We start from the raw sequence: 22,886 nt of genomic DNA, 5'->3' as shown, positions 1-22,886 counted from the left end.
CCGCCCTATTGGCGGGGTAAGCTGAAGAATGTCGATCTGGACCCGCATAACCGATGCGCTCACCGCGCTGCGTCAGGGCGAAAGCCTGACCGAGGTGTTCGACCGTCTGCGCACGCCGCCGCAGCGCAGCGTCGCCTTTGCCATCGCGGTGATCGCACTGGGCGCCAAGATGGCCAAGGCCGACGGGCAGGTGACCCGCGACGAGGTCACCGCGTTCCGCGAGGTGTTCCAGATCGCCCGCGCCGACGAGGCGGGCGCGGCCCGCGTCTTCAACATGGCGCGTACCGATGTGGCCGGGTACCGCGAATACGCCCGGGGCATCCGCCGCATGTTCGACAACGACCGTCAGACGCTCTGCTATCTGATGGAGGGGCTGTTTCACATCGCGATGGCGGACGGGTTCTTTCACCCGGGCGAGAATGATTTTCTTGCCGATGTGGCAGGGATCTTCGGGCTCAGCCCGGCAGAGTTCCACGCGCTCAAGGCCCGGTTCGTCCTGGACGCGGAACCCGACCCCTATGCCATTCTCGGCGTGGCGCCTGGAACCCCCTTGCCAGAGGTGCGCCAGGCCTGGCGCCGCCTGGTGCGCGAATGCCATCCCGACCGGATGATCGCCCGCGGGGTGCCGCCCGAGGCGATACGCCTTGCCGAAAAGCGCATGGTCGACATCAACCGGGCCTGGTCCGAGATCAACGGCGATCAGGGCTGATGCGGCTGGCGACCTATAACGTCGAATGGTTCGCCAACCTCTTTGACAACGAGGATCAGCTTCTGGTCGACGACCAGTGGTCGGGGCGCGAGGGGGTCACGCGCGCCCGGCAGATCGAGGCGCTGGGCAAGGTGTTTACGGCGCTGGAGGCCGATGCGGTGATGGTCATCGAGGCACCCAATACCGGGCACCGGCAGAACACGGTCAAGGCGCTGGAGGGGTTCGCCCGCGCCTTTGACCTGCGCCAGCGCCGCGCGATCATCGGCTTTGCCAACGAAACCCATCAGGAGATCGCGCTGCTCTACGATCCAGATGCGATCACCGTGCGCCATGACCCGAAGGGCGCTGAGACCGGCAAAAAGGGCAGCGACGGCGCGCCGCGCTTTGACGGGGTATTCCGCATCGACCTGGACAGCGACGGGACCGAGGATCTGGTGCGTTTCTCCAAGCCGCCGCTGGAACTGGCAGCCGAGACCGCCGCGGGCACCCGGCTGCGCCTGATCGGCGCGCACCTGAAATCCAAGGCACCGCATGGCGGCGGCAACCGCGACCAGATGCTGCGCGCCTCGATCGAGGCGCGGCGCAAGCAACTGGCACAGGCGATCTGGCTGCGGGCGCGGATCGCGGCGCATCTGGGCGACGGCGAGCCGGTGATTCTGCTGGGGGATATGAACGACGGGCCGGGCCTGGACGAGTTCGAAGAGCTTTTTGGCCGGTCGTCGGTCGAGATCCTGTTGAACGACGACATGTACGACCCGCATGCCCGCATGGCGTTCAAGGCCCACGCGCCGGCGGTCCCGACCTCGGCGCGGTTTCATATCGAGCCGGAGGGCCGGTATCTGCAGGCCCTTCTGGATTACATCATGGTGTCGCAGGATCTGATGGCGCGCCGCCCCGCATGGCGCATCTGGCACCCGTTCGAGGACGAGACCTGCTGGGCCTTCGAAGAGCTGCGCGAGGCATTGCTCACCGCGTCGGACCATTTCCCGGTGACGCTCGATATTGACATATGACCCTTACGCAACCAACGCCCCGGCCTTATATTGGGGTCATGAAACACCGTCTTGCCCTTGTCCTTTCGCTGGTCCTTGCCGCCCCTGCCGCGCCCGTGGTCGCGCAGGAGGAGGGGGACGGGCGTTCGCTGATGGAGGAGGGGCTGCACCTCTTCATGGACGGTCTGCGCCGGGAAATGGAACCGGCAATGGACGATCTGCGCGATTTCGCCGAGCGGGCGGGCCCGTCGATGCGCAGCTTTTTCCAGGAAATGGGCCCGGCCCTGGCCGAGATGATGGACGAGGTGCAGGACTGGACGCGCTACTTCCCGCCCGAAATGCTGCCCAACGGCGATATCATTCTGCGCCGCCGTCCCGAACCTGAGCCGGGGCCTGAGCCCGAAGCAGAGCCGGAGACGGACGCGCAGCCGCCCGCAGGCCCGACCGATATCTGAGTTGCGGAACCGAGCATCGTCCGAAACCCCTGCCGCGGACCGGTAAGCCGAGCCTGGCTGCGCCCGGCGCCCTGCGGTGACTAGTCCCGGATCCTGACGCCGACCTCGGCCTGCAGCGCCTGCGCCAGAGACATCAGCCGCGCCTCGGCCACCTCGCCATAAAGCGGACTGGCCTCTTCCGGCAATGTCAGTTCCAGCCGCCGTTTCTTGGGGAACCAGGTCAGATGGCCCATATCGGCGTCGGGTTTCATCACGAACATCGCGCCGAACCGCATCGCCTTGCCCAGGATTTCGGCCTGTCTTTGGCCTTTCTCGTCCAGCAGCTCGTAGAGCGGCGCAAATCGGGTGCCTTCGCGCTTGTTGCGGTAGCGATGTTGCAGCGCCAGACCCAGGAACACCCGTTCGGAATGTTTCAGCCCGCCCAGATTCGCGCGCGTGGCATAGTCAAAGCAGACCTCGGCGCGGTAATCGGGATGGGCGCGCCAGCTGACGTCGTGCAGCAGGCAGGCGGCCTTGATCAGCCTCAGCTGTGTCTGCGGCGCCTGCGGGAACAGCGGCGCGACAAAGTTGAACAGCGTCTTGCCGAAACCGGGCAGCCGGGCATCCTTGTTCTCGGCGAAATAGCAGGCCTCGATCAAAGGGTCGCGGTCGCGCAGCCGTTGCGGCATCTGTTCGTAAAGCAGCCCCTCGCGGATGCCATAGCTGGAAATGGCGATATCCTTGGGTTTGAAACAGCGCACCAGACGGTTCAGAACGTCGATCGCATAGGGCACCAGCGCCATCCGCGCCGCCGAGACCCCGGCCTCGCTGCGCAGGGTTTCAAGTTCGCTGGTCTCGATGAAGCGAGCGGTCTCGCGCACCGATTTGGCGGTCATGCGGTATTCATGCAGCACCTTGAGCGGATAGCCGCGCCGCGTCATGTCGATCCGGGCGATGGCGCGCCAACTGCCGCCGACCAGGAACAGCCGGTCGCGCTGCGGGCCCATCCGCTCTTTCAGGTCTTCCAGCACCGCCTTGATATGCGCCTTTCGCCCGCGCCGGCCGCCCTTGACGTCGCGCAGCTTCAGCGGACCCAGCGGCGAGGTGAGGCGCCGGCCCACATGGCCGCCCGAGATTTCGGCCAGTTCCATCGACGAGCCGCCGATGTCGCAGACCAGCCCATAGGAGCCGGGCCAGCCCAGCAGCACCCCCTGGGCAGAGAGCCGCGCCTCTTCCTCGCCGTCGATCACCCAGATCTTCAGCCCGGTGACGCGCAGCACCTCGTCGCAGAACTCCGGCCCGTCCTCGGCGTCGCGCACCGCTGCGGTGGCGACAACCGACAGCGGCGGCAGCCCCATCCCCAGGGCCAGATGCTGAAACCGGTTCAGCGCCGACAGCGCCCGCGCGCGCCCCTCGGGGTTGAGGCGGCCGGTTTCCGACAGCCCGGCGCCGAGCGCACACATGATCTTTTCGTTGTAGAAATAGGCCGGCGAGCGGGCGGCGCCGTCGAACACCACCAACCGAACCGAGTTCGATCCGACGTCGATCACCCCGACCCGGGACAGGGCGCGTGCGCTGGCATCATTGAACAGAGGGCGGCCGAATGGCCCCCAGTCGGGCGTCTGAGGTTCCGGGTTGAGCGTCATGGCTTCCCTTGGTCTTGCCGGGTCAAAATGCGGGATCGGTCGGGGCGGGTCAATCGTGACGGTATCGGACCGGCGGTTTCACGGCGTGTCCTCCACGTCCTGCGCCGGCGGATCGCGTTCCAGCAGCTTTGCGGCCAGGGCTCGGGTCAAGGTGCGTCCCTCGGCCATGGCCACGCGGTCGAGCCGCTCGACCAGCGCGCCGGCGGCGGCAAAGGTGCGGTCCATCCGCGTCACCAGATAGGAGATCACATCGGGTTTGGGCGCCAGCTGCCTGTCGGAAAAAAGCTTGGTCAGCACCGCCATCAGCAGCGCGTCGTCCGGCGGGTCCAGCGCCACATGCTGCGCCGATTGCATCCGGCTTTGCAGGTCGGGCAGGCCAAGCTGCCAGAGCGCCGGGTCGCGCCGCCCGGTCAGCAGCAGCGCGTGCCCCTCGCTCAGCACCAGATTGTAAAGGTGAAACAGCGCCTCCTGCGGGGCGCGCGCCGCGGCGATTTCCGGCACGTCCTCGACCGCGACCGGGCCGCTGGCCAGATCGGGAACGTCCTGGTCGAGCAGGTCCGCGGCGCGGACGATCCGGGCGCCGGTCTCGGCCGCCCAGACATGGGTCAGGTGGGTCTTGCCGGCCCCTGCGGGACCGCTCAGAACCAGCCGCCCGCCGGGCCAGGGGACGGGGCTTTCGACCATGGCGACCGCCAGTGCGTTGGCCGGGGAGACAAAGAAATCCTCGCGCCCGAGGGCCTGCCGGACCGGCAGATCGAAACTCAGCTGTTCGGCCATGCTATTCCGCGTCCTGATCGGGATGCGACAGGCCGCGGTACAACCGGCTGTCGCGATATTGCTGCACCCCAAAGCGCGCCAGAACCCCCAGCGCCGCCGCCACCGGAACCGCCACCAGCATGCCGACGAATCCGAACAGCGTGCCGAAGACCGACAGCGCCAGCAGCAGCCAGACCGGGTGCAGCCCGACCGAGCCGCCGACCAGTTTCGGGGTGAGGAAATTGCCCTCGGCCACCTGACCGAGCACAAAGATGCCGGCCACCAGACCGATCGACAACCAGTCGCCCCAGAACTGGAACAGCGCCAGGCCGATGGCCAGCGTACCGCCGATCAGCGCGCCCAGATAGGGGATGAAGGTGACAAGGCCGGCGATGGCGCCGATCACCAGCCCGAACTGCAGCCCCACCAGCATCAGCGCCACTGCGTAATAGGTGCCCAGGATCAGGCAGACCGTGCCCATGCCCCGGATGAAGGCGGCCAGCGTCTGATCGACCTCTGCGGCCAGTTGGCGGATGACCGGCGCGTGATCGCGCGGCAGCAGCTCGTCGATCTGGGCGGTCATCCGGTCCCAGTCCAGCAGCAGATAGACCGACACCACCGGCACGATGACCAGCAGCAGCACGATGTTCAGCGCCGACATCGCCGAGCCCAGCAGCGTCTGCACCAGTTCAAGCCCGCGCGCCTTCAGCGTCTCGCCCAGCGTTGCCAGCGCCTGGTGCAACTGGCTCTGGCTGTCCAGCAGCGACGGGAAACGGGTGTCGACAAAGCTGCGCAGGTCGCGGAACAGCTGCGGCATCAGCTGCACCAGATCCACCAGCTGGCCGATCAGTGTCGGCAGAACCAGCAGCGTCGCGATGACGAAGATCAGCACCGTCGCGATGGTGATCACAGCGGTCGCGGCCAGCCGCGACAGTCCCCAGCGCTCCAGCTTGTCGGCGACCGGGTCAGTGAAATAGGCGATCGCGCCGCCCAGAACGAAGGGCAGCAGCACATCGCCGAGAAACCACAGCATCAGCACGAACACCGCCAAGGCGATGCCCCAGTATCTGAGCTGATCCCTGACCGGAAGTGCCATGCGCGCCCCTGTTTGCGTCTTACGTTCCTTGGCCCATCGGGGCCGTTGTTGCAAGGCCCGGCGTTTCGCGCTGTTTCCGGGCGGTGATGGGCCGCCTTGCCGATTGCCTGCCCGCCCGGATTGGCTTAGACCCGGCAAAAAGCGTTACCGGAAGGATCGTCCATGCGCCTGAGCCGCTATTTCCTGCCTGTTCTGAAAGAAAACCCCGCCGAGGCCCAGATCGTCAGCCACCGGCTGATGCTGCGCGCCGGCATGATCAAGCAAGCCAGCGCCGGGATCTATTCCTGGCTGCCGCTGGGGTTCAAGGTGCTGCGCAAGATCGAGAATATCGTTCACGAGGAGCAGACCCGCGCGGGCCATATCCCGATGCTGATGCCGACGCTGCAATCGGCCGATCTGTGGCGCGAGAGCGGGCGCTATGACGATTACGGCGAAGAGATGCTGCGGATCAGCGACCGGCACGGGCGCGACATGCTTTACGGTCCGACCAACGAGGAGCTGATCACCGATATTTTCCGGAGCCACGTCAACTCCTACAAGGACTTGCCGATGACGCTCTATCACATCCAGTGGAAGTTCCGGGACGAGATCCGCCCGCGCTTCGGCGTGATGCGGGGCCGCGAGTTCCTGATGAAGGACGGCTATAACTTCGATCTGACCAAGGAAGACGCGCTGCACGCCTACAACCGCCATCTGGTCAGCTATCTGCGCACCTACGAGCGGATGGGGCTGCAGGCGATCCCGATGCGCGCCGATGGCGGGCCGATCGGCGGGGATTACACCCATGAATTCCTGGTGCTGGCCGAAACCGGGGAATCCGAGGTGTTCTATGACAGCCAGGTCACCGACCTGACCTTTGGCGACCGCGAGATCGATTACAGCAGTGTCGAGCAGTGCCAGTCGGTGCTGGAGGAATTCACCAGCCGCTATGCGCGCACCGACGAAACCCATGATCCGGCGCTGTTCGAGCAGATCCCCGAGGACCGCCGCCGCGTGGCCCGCGGTATCGAGGTCGGGCAGATCTTCTACTTCGGCACCAAGTATTCCGAACCGATGGGGGCCACCGTGCAGGGCCAGGACGGCAAGCCGGTTCCGGTGCACATGGGTAGCCACGGCATCGGCGTCAGCCGCCTGATGGGCGCCATCATCGAGGCCAGCCATGATGACAGGGGCATCATCTGGCCCGAGGGGGTGACGCCGTTCCATTGCGGTATCGTCAACCTGAAACAGGGCGACGCAGAGGCCGATACGGCCTGTGACAAACTCTATGCCGCGCTGACCGCCGTGGGGCTGGAGCCGCTATATGACGACCGCAACGAACGCGCCGGTGGCAAGTTCGCCACCATGGACCTGATCGGCCTGCCCTGGCGCATCACCGTCGGTCCGCGCGGGCTGAAAAACGGGGTGGTGGAGTTGACCAGCCGCCGCACCGGCGAGAGCGAGGAGCTGCCCCCCGAAGAGGCGGTCAAGAAGGTTGCCGAGATCTATCGGCCGCATCATCAGGCCGCGCCCCATTGGGAGCCGATGGCCAAAGGCTCGTTCCACACCTGGCTGTGAGGCGCCCGTCGGCGGACAGGCCTCTATCGGCGGAATTCGCGAGGGCCGGTCCGGCAGGGCCGGCCTTTCGCGTGATCGGGGTGGATCAGCCGCGCGGGCGCGAACAGAGGACGCCGGCGGCCGGATGTCCGGGCAGTGGCCGCACGGCGGGGCGGCCGAGGCGGGCCGAAAGCTCTCGCAGCCCGGCGCCGAGGTAACGCATCGAACAGATGCAGGGGCCGTCCGGGGCGCGGGTCAGGCAGAGCCGCCCGTTGCGAAAGGCCAGCGCATAGCCGCGCCGGGCCAGGGCCTGCTCCAGCGCCTCCCAGCTTGGCGACCGGGCGATGAGCGGCCGCAGGATGCAGCGCAGCAGGGCCGCGGCCTCGCTGTCGATCGGGGGGCTGTCGAGATCCACCAGGCCGATCGGGCCAATCGGGGTCAGGGCCGGGGTCAGGGCCGAGACGGCCGAAGCGTTCAGTGTCGGTGTCGGAACCATTTTGTCCTCCATTCCGCTGTCCTGTCCCCCAGGTTCGCAAATGGAAAGCTCACAAGAGCCGGTGCGTGACGCAAGAAATATCTTTCGATTCTGTGGATTATGGGGCTCAATTGAGGCAGTTTCTGGCGCTTGTCCCACCGGATGCGCAAAGATTGTCCACAGATCGGGGACAGGCCGGCGCGCCCCAGTCGGTTTGCCGACCCGCTCTCAGAACAGTCCGCGCAGGGCAAAGGCCAGCAGGGCTATCAGCCCCACCGCGTTGAGGCCGGCAAAGGCCAGCGCGGTGCGGCGGCGCAGCGGCTGGCGCGACAGCCATCTAATCATAGCTGAACCTCTCCGACAGGATGTTGCGCGCCGGAACGCCGAGATCGATCAGTGCGTCCTCGACCGCCGCGAGCATCGGCGGCGGGCCGCAGAGCATGTAGACCCACTGGCGGTGCTCGGGGCCCCCGAAGTGGGCGCGCAGCAGGTCGGGCGTGACCTGTCCGGTTGCCCCCTGCCATCCCTCGGGCGGCTCGCTCAGAATATGGGTCAGGCGGGTGCCGTGGTCGCGGGCGAGGGCCTCTAGCTCTGCGCGGCAGGCGATCTGTTCCTCGGTGCGGTTGCCGTAGATCAGCGTGGTGGGGCGCGAATCGCCGCGCGCGCGCAGCTCGCGCAGGGTGCCCAGCATCGGCGCGATGCCGACGCCGCCGGCGATCAGGGCGATGCCCGGGGCGGCGCGTTCGGTGACGGTCAGGTGTCCGTGGGGGCCGTCCAGATAGGCGCGGCTGCCGGGTTCGACCTGGCCGATGGTGGCGGTGAAATCGCCCAGCTCCTTGATGAGAAAGCGCACCTCAGGCCCGGCGGTGGGGGCCGAGCTGATCGAGAAAGGGTTTTCCCAGGGGCCGAAGGGGCTGTCGCGGATGTTCAGCCAGGCGAACTGTCCGGCGCGATAGCGAAAGGTGAAATCGCGGGCGGGATGCAGCGCCACCTCCCAGGTCCGCAGGGCTACGGGGGTGACCGAGCTTACCCGCCAGGGGTGGCGCAGCTGGGCCATCGGGGTCAGGACGTAGACATAGATCAGCGCGAAAAGCGCGACGCCCAGCAACGCCAGCCACAGATAGCCCATCGCCGGATCGGCGCTGTAGCGACCGGCACGCAGGGCGTGCAGGACGCCGAATCCCGCGATCAGCGCGGCCCCAAGCCCGTGCATCAGCCGCCATGTCTCGTATCGATAGCCCAGCGTGGTGCGCCCGATCGCCATCAGCACCAGCGCCGGCAGCAGAAGCCAGGCGACGATGCCTGGCCAGAGCGCCGCAAACTCCGCCGTCACGAAAAATTGCCGCTGGGTGTCCCAGTCCGGCGCCGGCGCCCGGCGGGACGTGTAGAGAAAGGGATGGACGATCGCCAGGATCGCCGCCCCCCGCGCCAGCAGCTGGTGCATCCGCATGACGATATCGGTGCCCAGCCGCCGCGCCACAAAGCGATAGCGGCCCAGCAGCAGGAATTCGGCGAGGATTACCGTCAACGCCAGAATCCCGGCGCCCGAGGCCAGCTCGTCGGCGATGGAGCGCGGTGTTAGTCCCTGCGCCCAAGCCAGTCCCAGCGGCAAAAGCGCCGCGATCAGGTAGAGAAGGATCAAGAGTCCGGCCGGCATGAACAGGTGCCCTCATTTCGTGCCACCAAGGGCTAACGCCACGCCGGGCCAAATGCCAGAAAAAGCCGCGCCGCAGCGGCCAGAAACGATGCGATCCACCGCTCGGGTTGCCGCTTGACCCCTCGCGGCGTTCGCCGCACTGTCCGCCCCGAGCTGAACAGGAGCCGTCGTGGCCAATCGTACGCCCCCCTTTGCCCCCTTCGAATGGATGATCGCCTGGCGCTATCTGCGGGCCCGCCGGGCCGAGGGCGGCGTCAGCGTGATGACCTGGATCAGCCTGATCGGCATTACCCTGGCGGTCTTTGCGCTGATCGCCACGCTGGCGGTACGCTCGGGCTTCCGGTCGGAATTCGTCGGCACCATCCTGGGTGCCAACGCGCATGTCACCGTCTACAATCAGGGCCAGGTCACCGACCAGGGCACGATTGACCGCAGCATCCCCGATTACGCCGCCATGGCCGGGCGTCTGGCGCAGGTGCCCGGCGTGACCCGCGCCGCGCCGCTGGTGCGCGGTCAGGTGTTGGCGGCCCACCGCGGCCGCAATGCCGGGGTCGAGGTGTTCGGCATTCATGCCGCAGACCTTGCCACGCTGCCTGCCATCGCCGGCGGCGAGCAAGCGCAGGGCGATCTGGGCGATTTTCCCGCCGGTCTCGCCATCGGCTCTGGTGTGGCACGCGAGCTGGGGGTGACGGTGGGCGACCGGATCAAGCTGATCTCGCCCGAGGGGGCACGGACCCCCTTCGGCACCAGCCCGAGGGTCAACGCCTATGAGGTGGTCTATGTCTTTACCGCCGGGCGCTATGACATCGACCGCACCCGCGTTTACATGCCCTTTGCCGAGGCGCAGTCCTATTTCAACCGCGAAGGCGTGGCCGACGAGATCGAAGTGATGGTCGAGGCGCCGGAGCAGGTCGAGGCGCTGATCCGAGGCTTGCGCAATGCGGCGGGCGAACGCGCCCAGGTCTGGACCTGGCGCGATGCTTCGGGCGGCTTCCTGCGCGCGTTGGAGGTCGAGGACAACGTGATGTTCGTGATCCTGTCGATCCTGGTGCTGATCGCGGCGATGAACATCGTCTCGGGGCTGATCATGCTGGTCAAGAACAAGGGGCGCGATATCGGCATTCTGCGCACCATTGGCCTGTCCGAGGGCTCGGTGCTGCGCGTGTTCTTCATCTGCGGCGCCTTCACCGGGCTGATCGGCACCGCGCTGGGGGTGATCCTGGGGTGCCTGTTTGCGATCTATATCGACCCGATCTTTTCCTTTGTGAATTTCGCGATGGGCGGCGGCGTCTGGGATCCGTCGATCCGCGGCATCTATGCGCTGCCGGCCGAGCTGCATCTGGCCGATGTGCTCAAGGCGGTGGCGCTGTCGCTGGGGCTGTCGTTTCTGGTCACCATCTTCCCGGCCCGGCGCGCCGCCCGGCTGAACCCGGTGGAGGCGCTGCGCTATGAGTGATCCGGTGCTGAAACTGGCGGGGGTCGCCAAGGGCTATAACCTCGGCACCCCGGGCGAGGTGCAGGTGCTACGCGGCGTCGATCTGAGCATCGCGCCGGGCGAGACGGTGGCGCTGGTGGCCCCCTCCGGCGCGGGGAAATCGACACTGCTGCATATCTCCGGGCTGCTCGACACGCCCGATGCCGGAACCGTCGCCATCGGCGGGCAGGACATGACCGGGCGGGGCGACCGGGCGCGCACCGGGGTGCGGCGGCGCGATGTCGGCTTCATCTATCAGTTTCACCACCTGCTGCCCGAATTCACCGCCGCCGAGAACGTGATCCTGCCGCAACTGGCCGACGGTGCCGGGCGGCGGCAGGCCACGGCACGGGCGGCCGAATTGCTGGACCGGGTCGGCCTGTCGGCGCGGGCCGATCATCGCCCCGCGGCGCTGTCGGGGGGCGAACAGCAGCGCGTCGCCTTTTGCCGGGCGCTGGCCAATCGCCCGCGCCTGCTGCTGGCGGACGAACCGACCGGAAACCTCGACCCCTACACCTCGGACCGGGTGTTCGACGTGCTGATGGCGCTGGTGGCCGAGACCGGCCTTGCCGCGCTGATCGCCACCCATAACCTGGAACTGGCGGCCCGGATGGACCGGGTGCTGCGGCTGGAGAACGGAACGGTTGCGGCGCAATAGTCGGGCCGCTGCCGATGCGTTGATCTGTGTCATTGATCGCCCAGGCACCCCGGATAAGTCTGGAGCGTGGATTGCCCCCCGGACCGGGCGGCGGCGGTCGCGGATCACAGGAGGGCGGGGCGGCAACGGGTGGCCGATGCCGCTGGCCTGTGGCCGGAGTGTGTTGAGGTTCAAGGGGAATTGTGATCCTGTGGCACCAGGCAAAGGGAGAATGCCAATGCGTCTCGTTCAATGGATTTCCGGGCTTGTTCTGGCCACTGCGGCCGTGCCGGCACTGGCGCAGGATGCCGCCAAGGGGGCGGAACTTTATCGGGTGCACTGCGCCACATGCCATGGCGTCGACGGCGCCGGGCAGGGGCCGATGGCGGGGGTGCTGGTGGTGCAGCCCAGAGACCTGACCACGCTGGCCGAACAGAACGGCGGTGCCTTGCCGACCGAGCGCGTGGTCAGACGCATCGACGGGCGCGATCCGCTGGTCAGCCATGGCAGCCCGATGCCGGTCTATGGGTTCTTCTTCGAAGAGGGCAAGGGCAAGGCGGTCAAGACCACCAGCGGCCAGCCGATCATGACGACCGAGCCGATTGTCGATCTTCTGGCCTATCTGGAGACCCTGCAAAGCAAATGACCGATGCCGTTTCGTTCAGATCTCTGATTGCCGTCCCGGTTCTGGCCGTGCTGGCCGCCTGCGCCGCCGAGGACGAGATGCCCGGCCCGCAGGAGGGCGCGATGCTGTTCGCCGAGAACTGCACCGCCTGCCACGATTACGGCGGTCAGGGCGGCAGGCTTGCGGGGGGGCGGGCGGCGCCTGACCTGACCCGGATCTCGGCCCGTAGCGACGGCGCGTTTCCCCGCGCCCGGGTTCTGTCGCAGATCGACGGCTATGGACATGGCAAGGTGTCGGCCCAGATCATGCCGGAATTCGGCGCGCTGCTGGAGGGCGAGCTGGTGCCGGTCGACATAGACGGCACACTGACCCCGACGCCGCGACCGCTGGCCGCGCTGCTGGCCTATCTGGAAAGCATCCAGGTGGACGGCGAGGGCTGAGGCGCTTTGCGGGGCGATAAGCCCCTCCCCAGCGCGGAACAAGCCCGCAGGGCGCCGCGCAAGCGCCGGACCGTCCCGGCGGTCTGGCGCTCTGTCGATCTGGGCGCTCCGAGCAGATGTCGTCCGGACTTGGCTGAGATAAAGCGCGCCGATCAGCGGTTGCAGCGCCAGCCCACGGTCCGGCGTTTGCGCGGCTTGTTCTGCGATGAAATAGCCGGCGAGGGGGGGGGGCGCCGCTGACCAGATCTCCCGGTTTCAGTCGCAGATGCCGTCGATTCGGGCGTCTTTCCAGGGCAGGTAGACAGCGCTCTCGCGGCCCGTTTCGGGCAGCGGTGCAACCGGAAACGCCGCCGACAGCATGTCATGCAGCCGCCGGGTCCGGGCCGCCTGCGGCGCCAGCGACCGGCAGCAGACGTATTCCTCGACGATCGCGCCCTGCTGTTCGTAGCCAAAGCTCTGTAAATCCGGCGCGGCGGAGAGGTCGAACAGATAGGGGTCGTCCGCCGCCCCGTGTTCGGCGGCGGCCCGCAGCGGGCTGTAGCCGGTGCGCGCCCGGTTCTGCCATTGCCACACATGGGTCAGCTCATGCGCCAGCAGCATCGCCTCGACCAGATAGAGCCGGTCGGGATAGCCGGGGGTATAATCGTCGATGTACCACTCTTTCGACAGAAAGATGCGGTTGAACAACGTCACCGCAGCGGGCCGGGCGGTGATCACCGCGTCGGTCTCGGGCGGCGCGATCCGTTCGCGGCAGGTAACCGGCGGGCGCGGTTTGCGGTGAAAGGTGATCTTGCCCAACGGCGCGCCGCGGACCAGCCGCACCCGCTCCAGCGCCATGTCGTCGCCCTGAAGGGTGGCGGCAAAGGCCATCTCGCGCTGGGTCAGGGGGCGGCCGCAGCCGGTCAGCAGGGCCAGGGCGGCCAGCGCGCCGAGGAGGCGGGCGGCGTGGCGCATCGGCGTCAGGGTGCGTAGAAGGTCGCCGTGGCGCTGGCGACCATCCTGCTGTCGTCCGCGCCGGTCATCTCGGCGCGCGCAAAGACCAGCGCCTTGCCCGCGCGGACGATCCGGGCATGGCACAGGATAGCGCTGCCGGTCCCGGGGCGCAGGAACTGGGTGTGCAGGTCGGTGGTGGCAAAGGGCCTGAACCGGCCGGCATGGGCGACAGCGGCCAGCACCATGGTGGTATCGGCCAGCGCCGCCAGCGCCTGGCCCGAGACGATGCCGCCGACCCGCGCCAGATGATCGCCCAGCGGCATCCGCATCAGCACATGTTCCGTGTCGGCCTCCTGCACCGTCAGGTCCAGCGCCTGCACCCATGCGGCGAAATTTTCGGACAGGATCTGTTGCAGCGTCTCGGGGGTCATCGGTGGCCTTTCGGTTGTGATGGCGGCACCCTAGCCCCCGGGCAGAGGCCGCGTCGAGGGGCTTTGCCGCTTTTCCGCCGCCGGCAAACCGCGTATGCCTCGGGCCGCTTGACCATCGCGGTACGGAAGGAAACCAGGATGCGCGTGCCCTATACCCGCCTCAGCCGGGCAGAGCTCGATCAGCAGCTGTCGCCCAGCCGGTCGGCCAAGGATTTCATGGGGGTGCTGGCCCGGCACGAGGCCGAGACCGCGGCGCTGGACAGCGCCGGGGAGCTGGCACGATGGCGCGATGTGGCCTGCGGTCCCGGGGCGCGGCAGCGCTATGACGTGACGGCGCCGCGGGGCGCAGCGGGCGCGCCCTGCCTGGTCTTCATCCATGGCGGATTCTGGCAGGAGGGGTCCAAGGACTGGTCCGGGTTCGCCGCCCGCAGCTGTGTCCGGGCGGGCTGGGCGCATGTGGGGCTGGGCTATACGTTGGCGCCAGAGGCCCCGCTGGCCGGGATCGTGGCCGAGATCGCCGCGGCGCTCACCCATCTGCGCGGCCATGCGGGGGACTACGGCATCAACCCGGACCGCATCGTGCTGGCCGGCCACTCGGCGGGGGCGCATCTGGCCGCCGCCATCCTGGCCGGTCTGGGTGGCGACGAGCTGCCCGGAGCGCTGGCGGGCTATGTGCTGATCAGCGGGGTCTATGACCTTGCGCCGGTCGCGGCCTCTTATGTCAACGACCGTCTTGGCCTCAGCCCGGGCGAGGCGGAACGGCTCTCGCCGCTGCTCTACTGGCCCGCCGCCGACCGGCCGGTGCATCTGCTGATCGGCGCCGACGAGCCGGACGCCTTTCGCCGCCAGAGCGATGCTCTGGCGCTGCTCTGGGGGCGGGAGCTTCGCCGGATCAGCCTGGCACGGATCCCGGGGCGGGATCATTTCGACGTTCTGGACGAGATGACGCGCCCCGGCTCGGAAACCTGGACCCGGATCCTGCGCATGGGGCAGGCGGGCTGAGCCGGGCTCAGCCGGCGTCGCTGGTTGCGGTGCGCGCCTCGGACCGCGCCGCCAGCCGCTCCACCGCCGCATCCAGCGCGTCGATCAGGTCGGCCTTGCGAATCGGCTTGGTCAGGAACCCGTCCATACCGGCCGCTTCGCTGCGGTTGCGGTCCTCGAGCATGGCATGGGCGGTCAGGGCCAGGATCACGCAGGGCGACAGGCCGGCGCGCCGCTCCAGCGCGCGGATCTCGGTCGCGGCGGTCAACCCGTCCATTACCGGCATCGAGATGTCCATCAGGATCAGATCCGGCCGCTCGCTCAGGTACATGTCGACCGCCTCCTGACCGTTGGCCCAGGTGGTGAAACGGGCAACCCGGTCGCCGATCATCTTGCGGACGATGAACTGATTGGTCTTGTTGTCCTCGGCCAGGCCAACGCGCAGCGCGACCCTGTCGGGGGGGGTGCCCGCTGCCCGCGCTGCGGCGCCCGGGCGGGCATCGCCCCGCGCCGCGTCGCCGACCTGCATGGCGTTGCACAGGGTTTTGAACAGCATGTCGGTGCGCACCGGTTTGTTCAGAAATCTCTCCTGATCGGACCCGGGCAGCGCGGCACGCAAGGTCTGCAGGTCGCCCGATGACAGGATGACGACCGGCAGCTTTTGCAACCCGGGCAAGGTCCGCAGCACGCGCAGCATCCCGGCCCCGTCCATGCCCGGCATATGGTGATCCGAGATCAGAATGTCGGGCACCGGCTGACGCCCGTCCCTGAGCGCGGCCAGGGTCGCGGCGGCGCCGTCATAGGCGATGCTTTGCATTCCGAAACTGGACAGCCGGGAGGTCAGGATGCGGCGGTTGATCTCCAGATCATCCACCACCACCGCGGTCTTGCCCCGCAGCGCCACGGGGTCGAGAAACAGCACCGGCGTGTCGGTCTGGGCGTGTTCCGGCGGCGCGGTGGTCGGCAGCGGCAGAACCATCTGGAAGACCGAGCCGTGCCCCGGGGTGCTGTCGACTGAAATGTCGCCCCCCATCAGCCGCAGCAGCCTTTGGGTGATCGCCAGACCCAGCCCGGTGCCGGACTGGCTGCGGGTGTCGCCGCCCTCGACCTGCTCGAAATCGCGGAAAATCGCCTCGAGCTTGTCGCCGGGAATGCCGATCCCGGTATCGCTGACCTCGATCTCGATCCTGTCGCGCCCACGGTCCGCGACGTGGATCGTCACATGGCCGGAGTCGGTGAACTTCAGCGCGTTTCCCGCCACGTTGAGCAGGCACTGCCGCAGCCGGGCCTCGTCGCCGACGACCCAGGCCGGCAGCGGCTTTTGGAAATCCACGCACAGTTCCACCCCCTTGCCGTTGCCGGCGGGAAACAGAAGGCCGGCGGCATCCTGAACGCAATTGTGCAGATCGAACGGTTTCGCCTCGATCGACAGTTTGCCGGCCTCGATCTTGGAGAAGTCGAGGACATCGTTGATGATGGTCAGCAGCGCCGAGGAAGAGGCGAGGATGGTCGCCGAATACCCATGCTGATCCTCGGTCATGTCCGTCTCGTTCAGCAGTTCCGCCATGCCCATGATGCCGTTGAGCGGTGTGCGGATCTCATGGCTCATGTTCGCCAGGAACTGCGCCTTGGCCTGTTCGGCCTGAGACGCCTCGTCACGGGCCTGCTTCAGATCGCGGTTCAGGATCGACATCCGGAACCAGGCATAGGAAATGGCGGCGATCGGGATCAGGCTGGCCAGGGTCAGGATCACCACCAATGCAATGCTGAACTGGCGGAAGGAGCGGTTGATCGTGGCGCGATTGGCCGAGATGTCCACGAACACCTCGGCGGCGCCCACGATCTCCCCATCGGCCCGGATCGGCAGCACGCTGCGCGAGAAAAAGAGGCCGGGATCGTTGCGCTGCCATCCTTTGGAGACGTCGGTCACCATCTGGCCGTCGGTCAGGACCGCCCGGACCCGCGCGATATCCCCGGCGTTCGGCGCGGGGGGCGTTAGCGGGGCGGGGTGATCGTTGTCCGCCGCATGTTCGGCCGGGGCCGATACCAGGACCAGCCGCCCCCATCTGTCATAAACGCGGTAGAAAAAGATGCTGCCGAACGTGTCGGCATCGTTCCGCATGGCGGGTGTCACGCTGTCCTGCGGGTCAAGTTCGGCCAGCTCTGAAAAGTGGCCCATATGGATCACGTGGTGATCGGACCAGGTCTGCGCGGCCGACTCGGCGGTGGCCATCAGGGTCGATTCGGTGATGGAAATCCGGGTGTTGATGATCAGCCGCCCGGCCACGAAGATGACTGCGGCCAGCAGCAGAACCGACCAGATCGCGATTTTCAGCTTGCTGGTGCCCAACGATCTTCTCCCGATTTCCCCGCCCTCGCGATTGGAGGGCAAAAGGACTAAATTCGGGTTAAGTCGCGCGGTGGGACGGACAGGGCGATGCGCGGCGCGGAACACTGCCTCGCTTTGACAGAATTCTTGTGGTCATCGATGTGGGGGTGGATGGTGGGCGACCCTGGAATCGAACCAGGCGTGCGTCTCCGCGAGGGAGTTACAGTCCCCTGCCACACCTTGCGGCCTGTCGCCCATCCACGTGCGCTGTTGCGCCCGCTGTGACGGCGTGATTACAAGCGCCTCAAAGGGGCGTCAACAGGAAAATCCCCTGTCCTGACGCAGGAAACCGAAGATGTTCAGCCGGGGAGCCGCGCGATGAAAAAACCCAAATGGGTGGTCGAAAAGGAACAGGCCCGCAAAGCCGCCGGGAGTGAAACCGTGTGGCTCTTTGGCCTGCACGCGGTGCGCGACGCGCTGCTCAATCCGCGGCGGGAAAAGCTGCGCCTGATCGTCACGCGCAACGCGCAGGACAAGCTGGCCGATGCCATCGCCGAGGCCGGGGTCGACCCCGAACAGGCCGATCCGCGCAGGTTCACCGCGCCGATTGACCCCGGCTCGGTGCACCAGGGCGCGGCGCTGGAGGTGAAGCCGCTGAACTGGGGGAGCCTTGCCGAGGTCTGCATCGGGCGCGAGGCCGAGGGGGCGCCGCCGCGGGTGATTCTGCTGGACCGGGTCACCGACCCGCATAACGTGGGCGCGGTCCTGCGCAGTGCCGAGGTGCTGGGCGCCAGCGCGGTGATCGGGACCCGCCACCATTCGGCGCCCGAGACGGGCGCGCTGGCCAAGACCGCCAGCGGCGCGTTGGAGCGGCAGCCCTATCTGCGGGTGCGCAACCTGGCCGACGCGATCGTCGAGTTGCAGGGCATGGGGTTTCTCGTACTCGGGCTGGACGGCGAGGCCGGGCAGACCATCGAGGCCGCGCTGGCGGGGCGCCGCGATCGTCCGGTCGCCCTGGTCCTGGGGGCCGAGGGGCCGGGGCTGCGGCAGAAAACCAAAGAAACCGTGGATCATCTGGTCAAGATCGACGCAGCCGGCGGATTCGGCTCGCTCAACGTCTCCAACGCGGCGGCGATCGCCCTATATGCGTCTTTGACCCACTCACCCACTGACGCAGCATAGCGAGGCGATTCCCATCCCACAGTCGACCAAGATCGCCACATGCTGCTATTGCGGCGCCCGCGCCGCGCTGGTGCTGAGCGGCCAGATCCGGCGCGAGCTGAGCTGCGCGAGCTGTGGCGCGCCGCTGCACGATCTGAAGATGCTGCGCCTCGACAGGGCCGGCGCGGGTGGCGCGGCGCCGGCCCCGGCCGCGAAACCGCCAAAGCGGAAAAAGGCCAGGCGCAAAAAGGGTCTTGTGGCCCGGGTTCTGGATGAGGCGCTGGATCTGGTCGAGGATATCTTCGACTGAGGCGCCCGGGGCACGGATGGCTCCGCTTCCTTCACAACCGCGTCAGCGGGGCTTTGCAGACCCGCGCTCGGAGGGCATCTTGTCCTTAGTCCAGAAAGCCATTGCCAACCCCATGACCCTGCGCCCGATCCTGTCTGTCCTCGCCGCGTTGCTGATGATGACCGCCGTGGCGCGGGCGGATATGCCTATGTTCTATTCCAGCAAGGGCGCGGCGATAGGCGGTTATGACACGGTGGCCTATTTCACCGCCGGCAAGGCGCAGCGCGGCCGATCCGATATCGCGGTGATGTGGAAGGGGGCGATGTGGCTGTTCTCCAACCGCCGGAACCGCGATATTTTCGAGGCCAACCCGCGCGCCTATGCGCCGCAATACGGTGGGTATTGCGCCTATGCGATGTCGAAGGGGCGGGCGCTGGGGACCGATCCGGAGTCGTGGAAGATCGTGGATGGAAAACTGTACCTGATCCACAACCGCACCAACATGAAGGTGTGGGTCCGCAATCCGCCGCAGTATATTGTGTTGAGTGATGGGAATTGGCCGGAGGCGCTGGGGCACTAGGCGGAGGGCCGCTCACGAATGTGAGAGGTCCTCTTTCTTTTTTGGAAATGATGCCTAAATCCCACAGTGACCGCGGACCGGAACTGCCGCGGGTCATTTCACTGTCCCTCGTTCCACACTGGCGCCCTTAGCATTCATGCTTTGGGCGCTTTTTTCTTTCTGCGCGCAGAGCTAGGATGGGGCATGGCAGAATATTCCGATCAAATGCTGAAAGATGTCCTAACCCGCACCAAGCGGATCGCGGTGGTGGGCGTGTCGATGAACCCGGTGCGGCCGAGCTACTACGTGGCGCGCTATCTGACGCTGAAGGGCTACTCGGTGGTCCCGGTCAACCCGGGGCACGCAGGCAAAATGCTGTTCGGTCAAAAGGTTGTAGCCAGCCTGCGGGAGATAGAGGGCGGGGTGGACATGGTGGATGTCTTCCGCCGCTCCGAGGCGGTGCCGCCGATCGTGGACGAGGCCCTGGAGGTGTTTCCGGACCTGCAGACGATCTGGATGCAGATCGGGGTGGAACACGCGGAGGCCGCCGCCAAGGCCGAGGCGCGCGGCGTGACCGTGATCCAGGACCGCTGTCCCAAGATCGAATATCAGCGGCTGTTCGGCGAGCTGCGGATGGGCGGGTTCGCCACCGGGGTGATTTCTTCCAAGCTGTGAGAGCCGCGCAACGGGCGGGGCCGCAGGGGTGGTTAACGCGGCGGCATTTGTCCTGCGGGTTTTCCTGCTGTGTGGCGGTGCGGTCGCAGGCCGGGCCGGGGGCCGGTTCGGTTCGGGGAGTTTGCGGGGCGTTTTGTACAGTTTGCGGGCCGGCGGCGGGGCGCCTGCGGGCCGGTTTGGGGGATTCGGCGGCGGTTTTGTACAGAAGCGGGGGCTTGGGGGCATTGCGCAACGGACGGGGCGGTTACGGCGGTTAATGCGGGGTGAGTCGGGGAGAACACCGGGGCGAGATCTTCCTTTGCCCGGAACAAGGCGCGTAGCGCCGCCGGGCAGCGCCCGACCGCCCCTATGGGCGGGCGCTTCTGCAACTGCCGTGCGCAGAACTGAGGCGTGATGTTCTGGCTGCGATAAAGGGACGCTTTCACAGCGAAGGGGCGCCCACCCGCGGTCGGGCGCGGCCCGGCTTCACTCTCAGGTCAGTTGTCCTTCACAGCGGCGCATAGCTGCGACCGGGGCGGAACGGGGCGATGTCCAGGTTGGGCTGCCGCCCCTCGGCGAGATCGGCGACGATGCGCCCCGAGATGCCGCCGAGCGTCAGGCCGAGGTGCTGATGCCCGAAGGCGTGGATGATGCGGTCGGAGGTCGGGCTGTAGCCCAGCACCGGCAGCGCGTCGGGCATGGTTGGGCGGTAGCCCAGCCAGTGGCTGTCGGGCGCGGGCAGCGGCCCCAACATCTCGGCCCCCTTGCGGCCGATATAGGCCAGCCGCCCGGCATTTTCAGGGGCGTCGAGCGCGGCGATCTCCACCGTGCCGGCCAGCCGCAGGCCGCGCGCCATCGGCACCGCGTAAAAGCCGCCCTCGCCCCAGCCCACCGGGCGGGTGAGGCGATGCCCCTCGCCGGCGAACAGCAGGTGATAGCCCCGCTCGGTTCCCAGCGGCAGGCCCTCGGCGCCGGCGCGCCGGACCCGTCTGGAGAAGGCCCCGGCGGCAAGCACGGCGCGCCCGGCGGTCACGGTATCATCGCCGAGCCGCAGGGTGACGCCGGTGTCATCGGCGCGGACCTCGGTCGCGGCCTGCTGCCGCCATTGGCCCCCCAGTGCGATGAAGCGGGCGTGCAGGCGGCGCACCAGTTCCTCGGGGTCGCGGATGTGGCGGGCGCCGGTGAAATGCACCGCCCGGGCGATCGGCAGGGTCAGCCCCGGTTCCATCGCACGGGCCTCTTCGGCCGACAGTTCGGTGAAGGGCACGCCGAAGTCCCGGCGCAGGGCCAGACCGGCCTCTGCCCCCTCGGCGCCGGCCTCGGTCGACCAGATCGAGAGCTGGCCGCGCGAAACCACCAGATCCTCGGCCCCGGCCTCGGCGATCAGCGGGTTCAGCCCGGCGTCGGCATGGGCCAGCAGGCCCGCGAGGTGACCGGCGATCTCTCTCGCGCGCGCGGCGCGGCAATTGGCCAGGAACGACAGCATCCAGCGCGGGTTGCGCAGGGCGTGGACGTAGGAAACCGCCAGCGGGCTTTCCGGTCCGAACATCAGCTTTGGCAGGCCGGTCAGCACCGAGGGGTCGTTGACCGGCAGGCAGGCATATGTGGCCAGCGTGCAGGCATTGCCGGAGCTGGTGCCGGAGCCGGGCGGGTTGGGATCGGCCAGCAGCACCCGGTGCCCGCGCATCTGCGCCCAGAGCGCGGCGCTGGTTCCCAAGATCCCCGCGCCGATCACGGCGATGTCGAAATCCTGCATGGTGTCCTCGCTGCTGCCTGCGGGATGTTTGGAGCCGGGCGTCCGGCGTGTCAATTCGCTGCGCTCAGGGTCTGGAAAACGCCGCGCGCTCCAGCAGCAGGCTGGCCAGAACGCCGAAGACCAGCCCCCAGAACGGCGCGCCGATGTTGAACACCGGCAGCCCGGCCAGGGTGACGAGAAAGGCCACCAGTGCCCCCAACGGGAAATTGGCGCCGAAGGAGGTCTGGAACGCCGCCTGCAACGTGCGCAGCAGCGCCAGCCCCGCCAGCGTGCTGAGAAAGGCCGCCGGCGTGGCAAGCAGCAGCGAGGTGACCAGCGGCGCGAAGATGCCGAACAGGATGGCGAAGAGGCCCAGCAGCACGGCGGCGATCCAGTGGCGGTCCTGTTCGCCGCCGGAGACCAGAATCGCGTTGGAGGGGCCGGTGAGGCAGGTGGAGACGCTGCCGAACATCGCGGTCAGGGCCGAGGCGCCGCCGCAGGCGGTGGTGATGGCGTTGACCGGCGGGGTGTGCCCGGCAGCGCGCAGGATGACGATGCCCTGTGCGTTCTGCGCCGCGACCACGGTAATGGTCAGCGGCACCACCAGTTCCAGCGCGGCGGCGAGCGAGAACTCGGGCCAGTAGAGGGCCGGATGCGCCAGAATCGGGCCGGGATGCGGGGCGGCTGCCGCGCCGTTGTCCTGAAGCGCGAGCACGGCGAGGCCAACGGCAAGGGCGACGATCATCGGCGGCAGGAACTTCTGTGCGCGGGGCAGGGCGGTGAGGGCGAAAAAGGCCGCGCTCATCGCCGCGACAAGGGTGAAGTCGGTCTCGAACGCACGGATCCAGTCCAGCCCGAACTGGACAAAGACGCCGGCGACCATGCCCATGACGATCGGCATCGGCAACCGCTCCATCGCCAGCCGCACCCAGCCGGTGAGGCCGAGCACCAGCAGCAGCAGCGCGGTGAGAAGATAGGCGCCGATCACCTCGGCGAAGCTGAGCGATTGCAGCGCCGAGCCGACCAGAACGGTGCCCGGGATGGTCCAGAAAAACGCCAGCGGCTGGCGGTAGGCGTAGGACATGCCGATACTGAGCGCGCCGTTCAGGGCAAAGGCGGCAAAGATCCATGAGGCGAGATCGGCATCGCTGAGCCCGCCGCGCAACCCGGAGCCGAGGATGATGGCGACCGGGGCCGAGGCGGCGAAGAGAAAGGCGACGAAGGCGTTGACCGTCTCGATGACCGGCAGGTACGGCGCGCGCCGCGCGGTGTCATGGTTTGCCATCTGCTCTCCCCCATTCCTCCGCGCTTGGGTATCCGGGGCGGTGACGGCGCGT

Annotated in this window: 23 protein-coding genes and 1 tRNA gene; 13 read left to right on the top strand and 11 right to left on the bottom strand. The window is 67.6% G+C overall.

What is annotated here, in order from left to right:
- The first annotated feature begins 28 nt into the window (after positions 1–28).
- Genes E1832_RS20305 through E1832_RS20295 form a run of 3 tightly spaced genes read left to right on the top strand, consistent with a single transcriptional unit; the run spans position 29 to position 2,156 of the window.
- Positions 29–709 carry a molecular chaperone DjiA gene (locus tag E1832_RS20305; protein ID WP_133361617.1) on the top strand — a complete coding sequence of 227 codons (681 nt, stop codon included), beginning with the start codon at positions 29–31 and terminating at the stop codon, positions 707–709.
- The gene (locus E1832_RS20300) at positions 709–1,722 is read left to right on the top strand and encodes an endonuclease/exonuclease/phosphatase family protein (protein WP_133361616.1); all 1,014 of its coding nucleotides are present in this window, start codon (positions 709–711) and stop codon (positions 1,720–1,722) included. Before E1832_RS20305 ends, E1832_RS20300 begins: the two co-directional genes overlap by 1 nt.
- A 38-nt stretch (positions 1,723–1,760) precedes the next feature.
- Entirely contained in the window at positions 1,761–2,156 is a 396-nt protein-coding gene (locus E1832_RS20295) for a hypothetical protein (RefSeq protein ID WP_133361615.1), read from the top strand.
- A gap of 80 nt (positions 2,157–2,236) precedes the next feature.
- On the opposite strand, the gene E1832_RS20290 is transcribed toward E1832_RS20295, so the two are convergent.
- From E1832_RS20290 to E1832_RS20280, 3 genes are all read right to left on the bottom strand, one after another.
- Entirely contained in the window at positions 2,237–3,781 is a 1,545-nt protein-coding gene (locus tag E1832_RS20290; RefSeq protein WP_133361614.1) for a Ppx/GppA family phosphatase, read from the bottom strand.
- Between the two features lie 78 nt (positions 3,782–3,859).
- A complete protein-coding gene (locus E1832_RS20285; protein ID WP_133361613.1) occupies positions 3,860–4,558 on the bottom strand; it encodes a P-loop NTPase family protein in 699 nt (232 codons plus the stop codon).
- 1 nt (position 4,559) lies between these two features.
- Positions 4,560–5,633: an AI-2E family transporter gene (locus E1832_RS20280; protein WP_133361612.1), complete on the bottom strand. Its 1,074-nt coding sequence runs from the start codon at positions 5,631–5,633 to the stop codon at positions 4,560–4,562.
- A gap of 162 nt (positions 5,634–5,795) precedes the next feature.
- On the opposite strand from E1832_RS20280, the gene proS reads away from it, so the two are divergent.
- Complete coding sequence (gene proS / locus E1832_RS20275) at positions 5,796–7,190, top strand: proline--tRNA ligase (protein ID WP_133361611.1); 1,395 nt, start codon at positions 5,796–5,798, stop codon at positions 7,188–7,190.
- A gap of 85 nt (positions 7,191–7,275) precedes the next feature.
- On the opposite strand, the gene E1832_RS20270 is transcribed toward proS, so the two are convergent.
- Entirely contained in the window at positions 7,276–7,677 is a 402-nt protein-coding gene (locus tag E1832_RS20270; RefSeq protein ID WP_133361610.1) for a hypothetical protein, read from the bottom strand.
- A gap of 304 nt (positions 7,678–7,981) precedes the next feature.
- Entirely contained in the window at positions 7,982–9,301 is a 1,320-nt protein-coding gene (locus E1832_RS20265) for a ferredoxin reductase family protein (protein WP_133361609.1), read from the bottom strand.
- Between the two features lie 169 nt (positions 9,302–9,470).
- Between E1832_RS20265 and E1832_RS20260 the strand changes: the two genes are divergently transcribed.
- The 4 genes from E1832_RS20260 to E1832_RS20245 all read left to right on the top strand — a co-directional run bounded on the left by E1832_RS20260 (position 9,471) and on the right by E1832_RS20245 (position 12,477).
- The gene (locus E1832_RS20260; protein WP_245514065.1) at positions 9,471–10,757 is read left to right on the top strand and encodes a lipoprotein-releasing ABC transporter permease subunit; all 1,287 of its coding nucleotides are present in this window, start codon (positions 9,471–9,473) and stop codon (positions 10,755–10,757) included.
- Entirely contained in the window at positions 10,750–11,433 is a 684-nt protein-coding gene (locus tag E1832_RS20255; RefSeq protein WP_133361608.1) for an ABC transporter ATP-binding protein, read from the top strand. The genes E1832_RS20260 and E1832_RS20255 overlap by 8 nt, the downstream gene beginning before the upstream one ends.
- Positions 11,434–11,650: 217 nt before the next feature.
- Positions 11,651–12,058: a c-type cytochrome gene (locus E1832_RS20250; protein ID WP_133361607.1), complete on the top strand. Its 408-nt coding sequence runs from the start codon at positions 11,651–11,653 to the stop codon at positions 12,056–12,058.
- Complete coding sequence (locus E1832_RS20245) at positions 12,055–12,477, top strand: c-type cytochrome (RefSeq protein WP_133361606.1); 423 nt, start codon at positions 12,055–12,057, stop codon at positions 12,475–12,477. Before E1832_RS20250 ends, E1832_RS20245 begins: the two co-directional genes overlap by 4 nt.
- 255 nt (positions 12,478–12,732) lie before the next feature.
- Here the strand turns inward: E1832_RS20245 and E1832_RS20240 are convergent, their stop codons facing one another.
- A complete protein-coding gene (locus E1832_RS20240) occupies positions 12,733–13,431 on the bottom strand; it encodes a hypothetical protein (protein WP_133361605.1) in 699 nt (232 codons plus the stop codon).
- Positions 13,432–13,436: 5 nt separating this feature from the next.
- On the bottom strand, positions 13,437–13,841 hold the full coding sequence (locus E1832_RS20235) for a PaaI family thioesterase (protein WP_133361604.1): 405 nt from the start codon (positions 13,839–13,841) through the stop codon (positions 13,437–13,439).
- Between the two features lie 144 nt (positions 13,842–13,985).
- Here E1832_RS20235 and E1832_RS20230 point away from each other — a divergent pair, with 144 nt between their 5' ends.
- Entirely contained in the window at positions 13,986–14,843 is an 858-nt protein-coding gene (locus E1832_RS20230; RefSeq protein WP_165978940.1) for an alpha/beta hydrolase, read from the top strand.
- Between the two features lie 7 nt (positions 14,844–14,850).
- Here the strand turns inward: E1832_RS20230 and E1832_RS20225 are convergent, their stop codons facing one another.
- A complete protein-coding gene (locus E1832_RS20225) occupies positions 14,851–17,172 on the bottom strand; it encodes a response regulator (RefSeq protein ID WP_133361602.1) in 2,322 nt (773 codons plus the stop codon).
- A gap of 151 nt (positions 17,173–17,323) precedes the next feature.
- Positions 17,324–17,407, bottom strand: a tRNA-Tyr gene (locus tag E1832_RS22615).
- Between the two features lie 122 nt (positions 17,408–17,529).
- On the opposite strand from E1832_RS22615, the gene rlmB reads away from it, so the two are divergent.
- The 4 genes from rlmB (at position 17,530) to E1832_RS20205 (ending at position 19,835) form a co-directional block, all read left to right on the top strand.
- Positions 17,530–18,333: a 23S rRNA (guanosine(2251)-2'-O)-methyltransferase RlmB gene (gene rlmB, locus E1832_RS20220; RefSeq protein WP_133361601.1), complete on the top strand. Its 804-nt coding sequence runs from the start codon at positions 17,530–17,532 to the stop codon at positions 18,331–18,333.
- 70 nt (positions 18,334–18,403) lie between these two features.
- A complete protein-coding gene (locus E1832_RS20215; RefSeq protein WP_425358989.1) occupies positions 18,404–18,622 on the top strand; it encodes a hypothetical protein in 219 nt (72 codons plus the stop codon).
- A 112-nt stretch (positions 18,623–18,734) separates the two neighbouring features.
- Positions 18,735–19,181 carry a YHS domain-containing (seleno)protein gene (locus E1832_RS20210; protein WP_245514064.1) on the top strand — a complete coding sequence of 149 codons (447 nt, stop codon included), beginning with the start codon at positions 18,735–18,737 and terminating at the stop codon, positions 19,179–19,181.
- A gap of 183 nt (positions 19,182–19,364) precedes the next feature.
- The gene (locus E1832_RS20205; protein WP_133361599.1) at positions 19,365–19,835 is read left to right on the top strand and encodes a CoA-binding protein; all 471 of its coding nucleotides are present in this window, start codon (positions 19,365–19,367) and stop codon (positions 19,833–19,835) included.
- 487 nt (positions 19,836–20,322) lie between these two features.
- On the opposite strand, the gene E1832_RS20200 is transcribed toward E1832_RS20205, so the two are convergent.
- On the bottom strand, positions 20,323–21,570 hold the full coding sequence (locus E1832_RS20200; RefSeq protein WP_133361989.1) for an NAD(P)/FAD-dependent oxidoreductase: 1,248 nt from the start codon (positions 21,568–21,570) through the stop codon (positions 20,323–20,325).
- Positions 21,571–21,634: 64 nt separating this feature from the next.
- A complete protein-coding gene (locus E1832_RS20195; RefSeq protein ID WP_133361598.1) occupies positions 21,635–22,834 on the bottom strand; it encodes a benzoate/H(+) symporter BenE family transporter in 1,200 nt (399 codons plus the stop codon).
- Positions 22,835–22,886 lie beyond the last annotated feature (52 nt).

The sequence above is a fragment of the Antarcticimicrobium luteum genome (assembly GCF_004358185.1).
Lineage (GTDB): Bacteria > Pseudomonadota > Alphaproteobacteria > Rhodobacterales > Rhodobacteraceae > Antarcticimicrobium > Antarcticimicrobium luteum.
Note: the sequence above shows the minus strand (reverse complement) of the source record. Positions and strands in the feature narration are given on the sequence as shown.

Coding starts and splice junctions, on each gene's coding strand:
- E1832_RS20305 (WP_133361617.1), top strand. CDS start 29: ATGTCGATCTGGACCCGCATAACCGATGCGCTCACCGCGCTGCGTCAG.
- E1832_RS20300 (WP_133361616.1), top strand. CDS start 709: ATGCGGCTGGCGACCTATAACGTCGAATGGTTCGCCAACCTCTTTGAC.
- E1832_RS20295 (WP_133361615.1), top strand. CDS start 1,761: ATGAAACACCGTCTTGCCCTTGTCCTTTCGCTGGTCCTTGCCGCCCCT.
- E1832_RS20290 (WP_133361614.1), bottom strand. CDS start 3,781: ATGACGCTCAACCCGGAACCTCAGACGCCCGACTGGGGGCCATTCGGC.
- E1832_RS20285 (WP_133361613.1), bottom strand. CDS start 4,558: ATGGCCGAACAGCTGAGTTTCGATCTGCCGGTCCGGCAGGCCCTCGGG.
- E1832_RS20280 (WP_133361612.1), bottom strand. CDS start 5,633: ATGGCACTTCCGGTCAGGGATCAGCTCAGATACTGGGGCATCGCCTTG.
- proS (WP_133361611.1), top strand. CDS start 5,796: ATGCGCCTGAGCCGCTATTTCCTGCCTGTTCTGAAAGAAAACCCCGCC.
- E1832_RS20270 (WP_133361610.1), bottom strand. CDS start 7,677: ATGGAGGACAAAATGGTTCCGACACCGACACTGAACGCTTCGGCCGTC.
- E1832_RS20265 (WP_133361609.1), bottom strand. CDS start 9,301: ATGCCGGCCGGACTCTTGATCCTTCTCTACCTGATCGCGGCGCTTTTG.
- E1832_RS20255 (WP_133361608.1), top strand. CDS start 10,750: ATGAGTGATCCGGTGCTGAAACTGGCGGGGGTCGCCAAGGGCTATAAC.
- E1832_RS20250 (WP_133361607.1), top strand. CDS start 11,651: ATGCGTCTCGTTCAATGGATTTCCGGGCTTGTTCTGGCCACTGCGGCC.
- E1832_RS20245 (WP_133361606.1), top strand. CDS start 12,055: ATGACCGATGCCGTTTCGTTCAGATCTCTGATTGCCGTCCCGGTTCTG.
- E1832_RS20240 (WP_133361605.1), bottom strand. CDS start 13,431: ATGCGCCACGCCGCCCGCCTCCTCGGCGCGCTGGCCGCCCTGGCCCTG.
- E1832_RS20235 (WP_133361604.1), bottom strand. CDS start 13,841: ATGACCCCCGAGACGCTGCAACAGATCCTGTCCGAAAATTTCGCCGCA.
- rlmB (WP_133361601.1), top strand. CDS start 17,530: ATGAAAAAACCCAAATGGGTGGTCGAAAAGGAACAGGCCCGCAAAGCC.
- E1832_RS20210 (WP_245514064.1), top strand. CDS start 18,735: ATGACCCTGCGCCCGATCCTGTCTGTCCTCGCCGCGTTGCTGATGATG.
- E1832_RS20205 (WP_133361599.1), top strand. CDS start 19,365: ATGGCAGAATATTCCGATCAAATGCTGAAAGATGTCCTAACCCGCACC.
- E1832_RS20200 (WP_133361989.1), bottom strand. CDS start 21,570: ATGCAGGATTTCGACATCGCCGTGATCGGCGCGGGGATCTTGGGAACC.
- E1832_RS20195 (WP_133361598.1), bottom strand. CDS start 22,834: ATGGCAAACCATGACACCGCGCGGCGCGCGCCGTACCTGCCGGTCATC.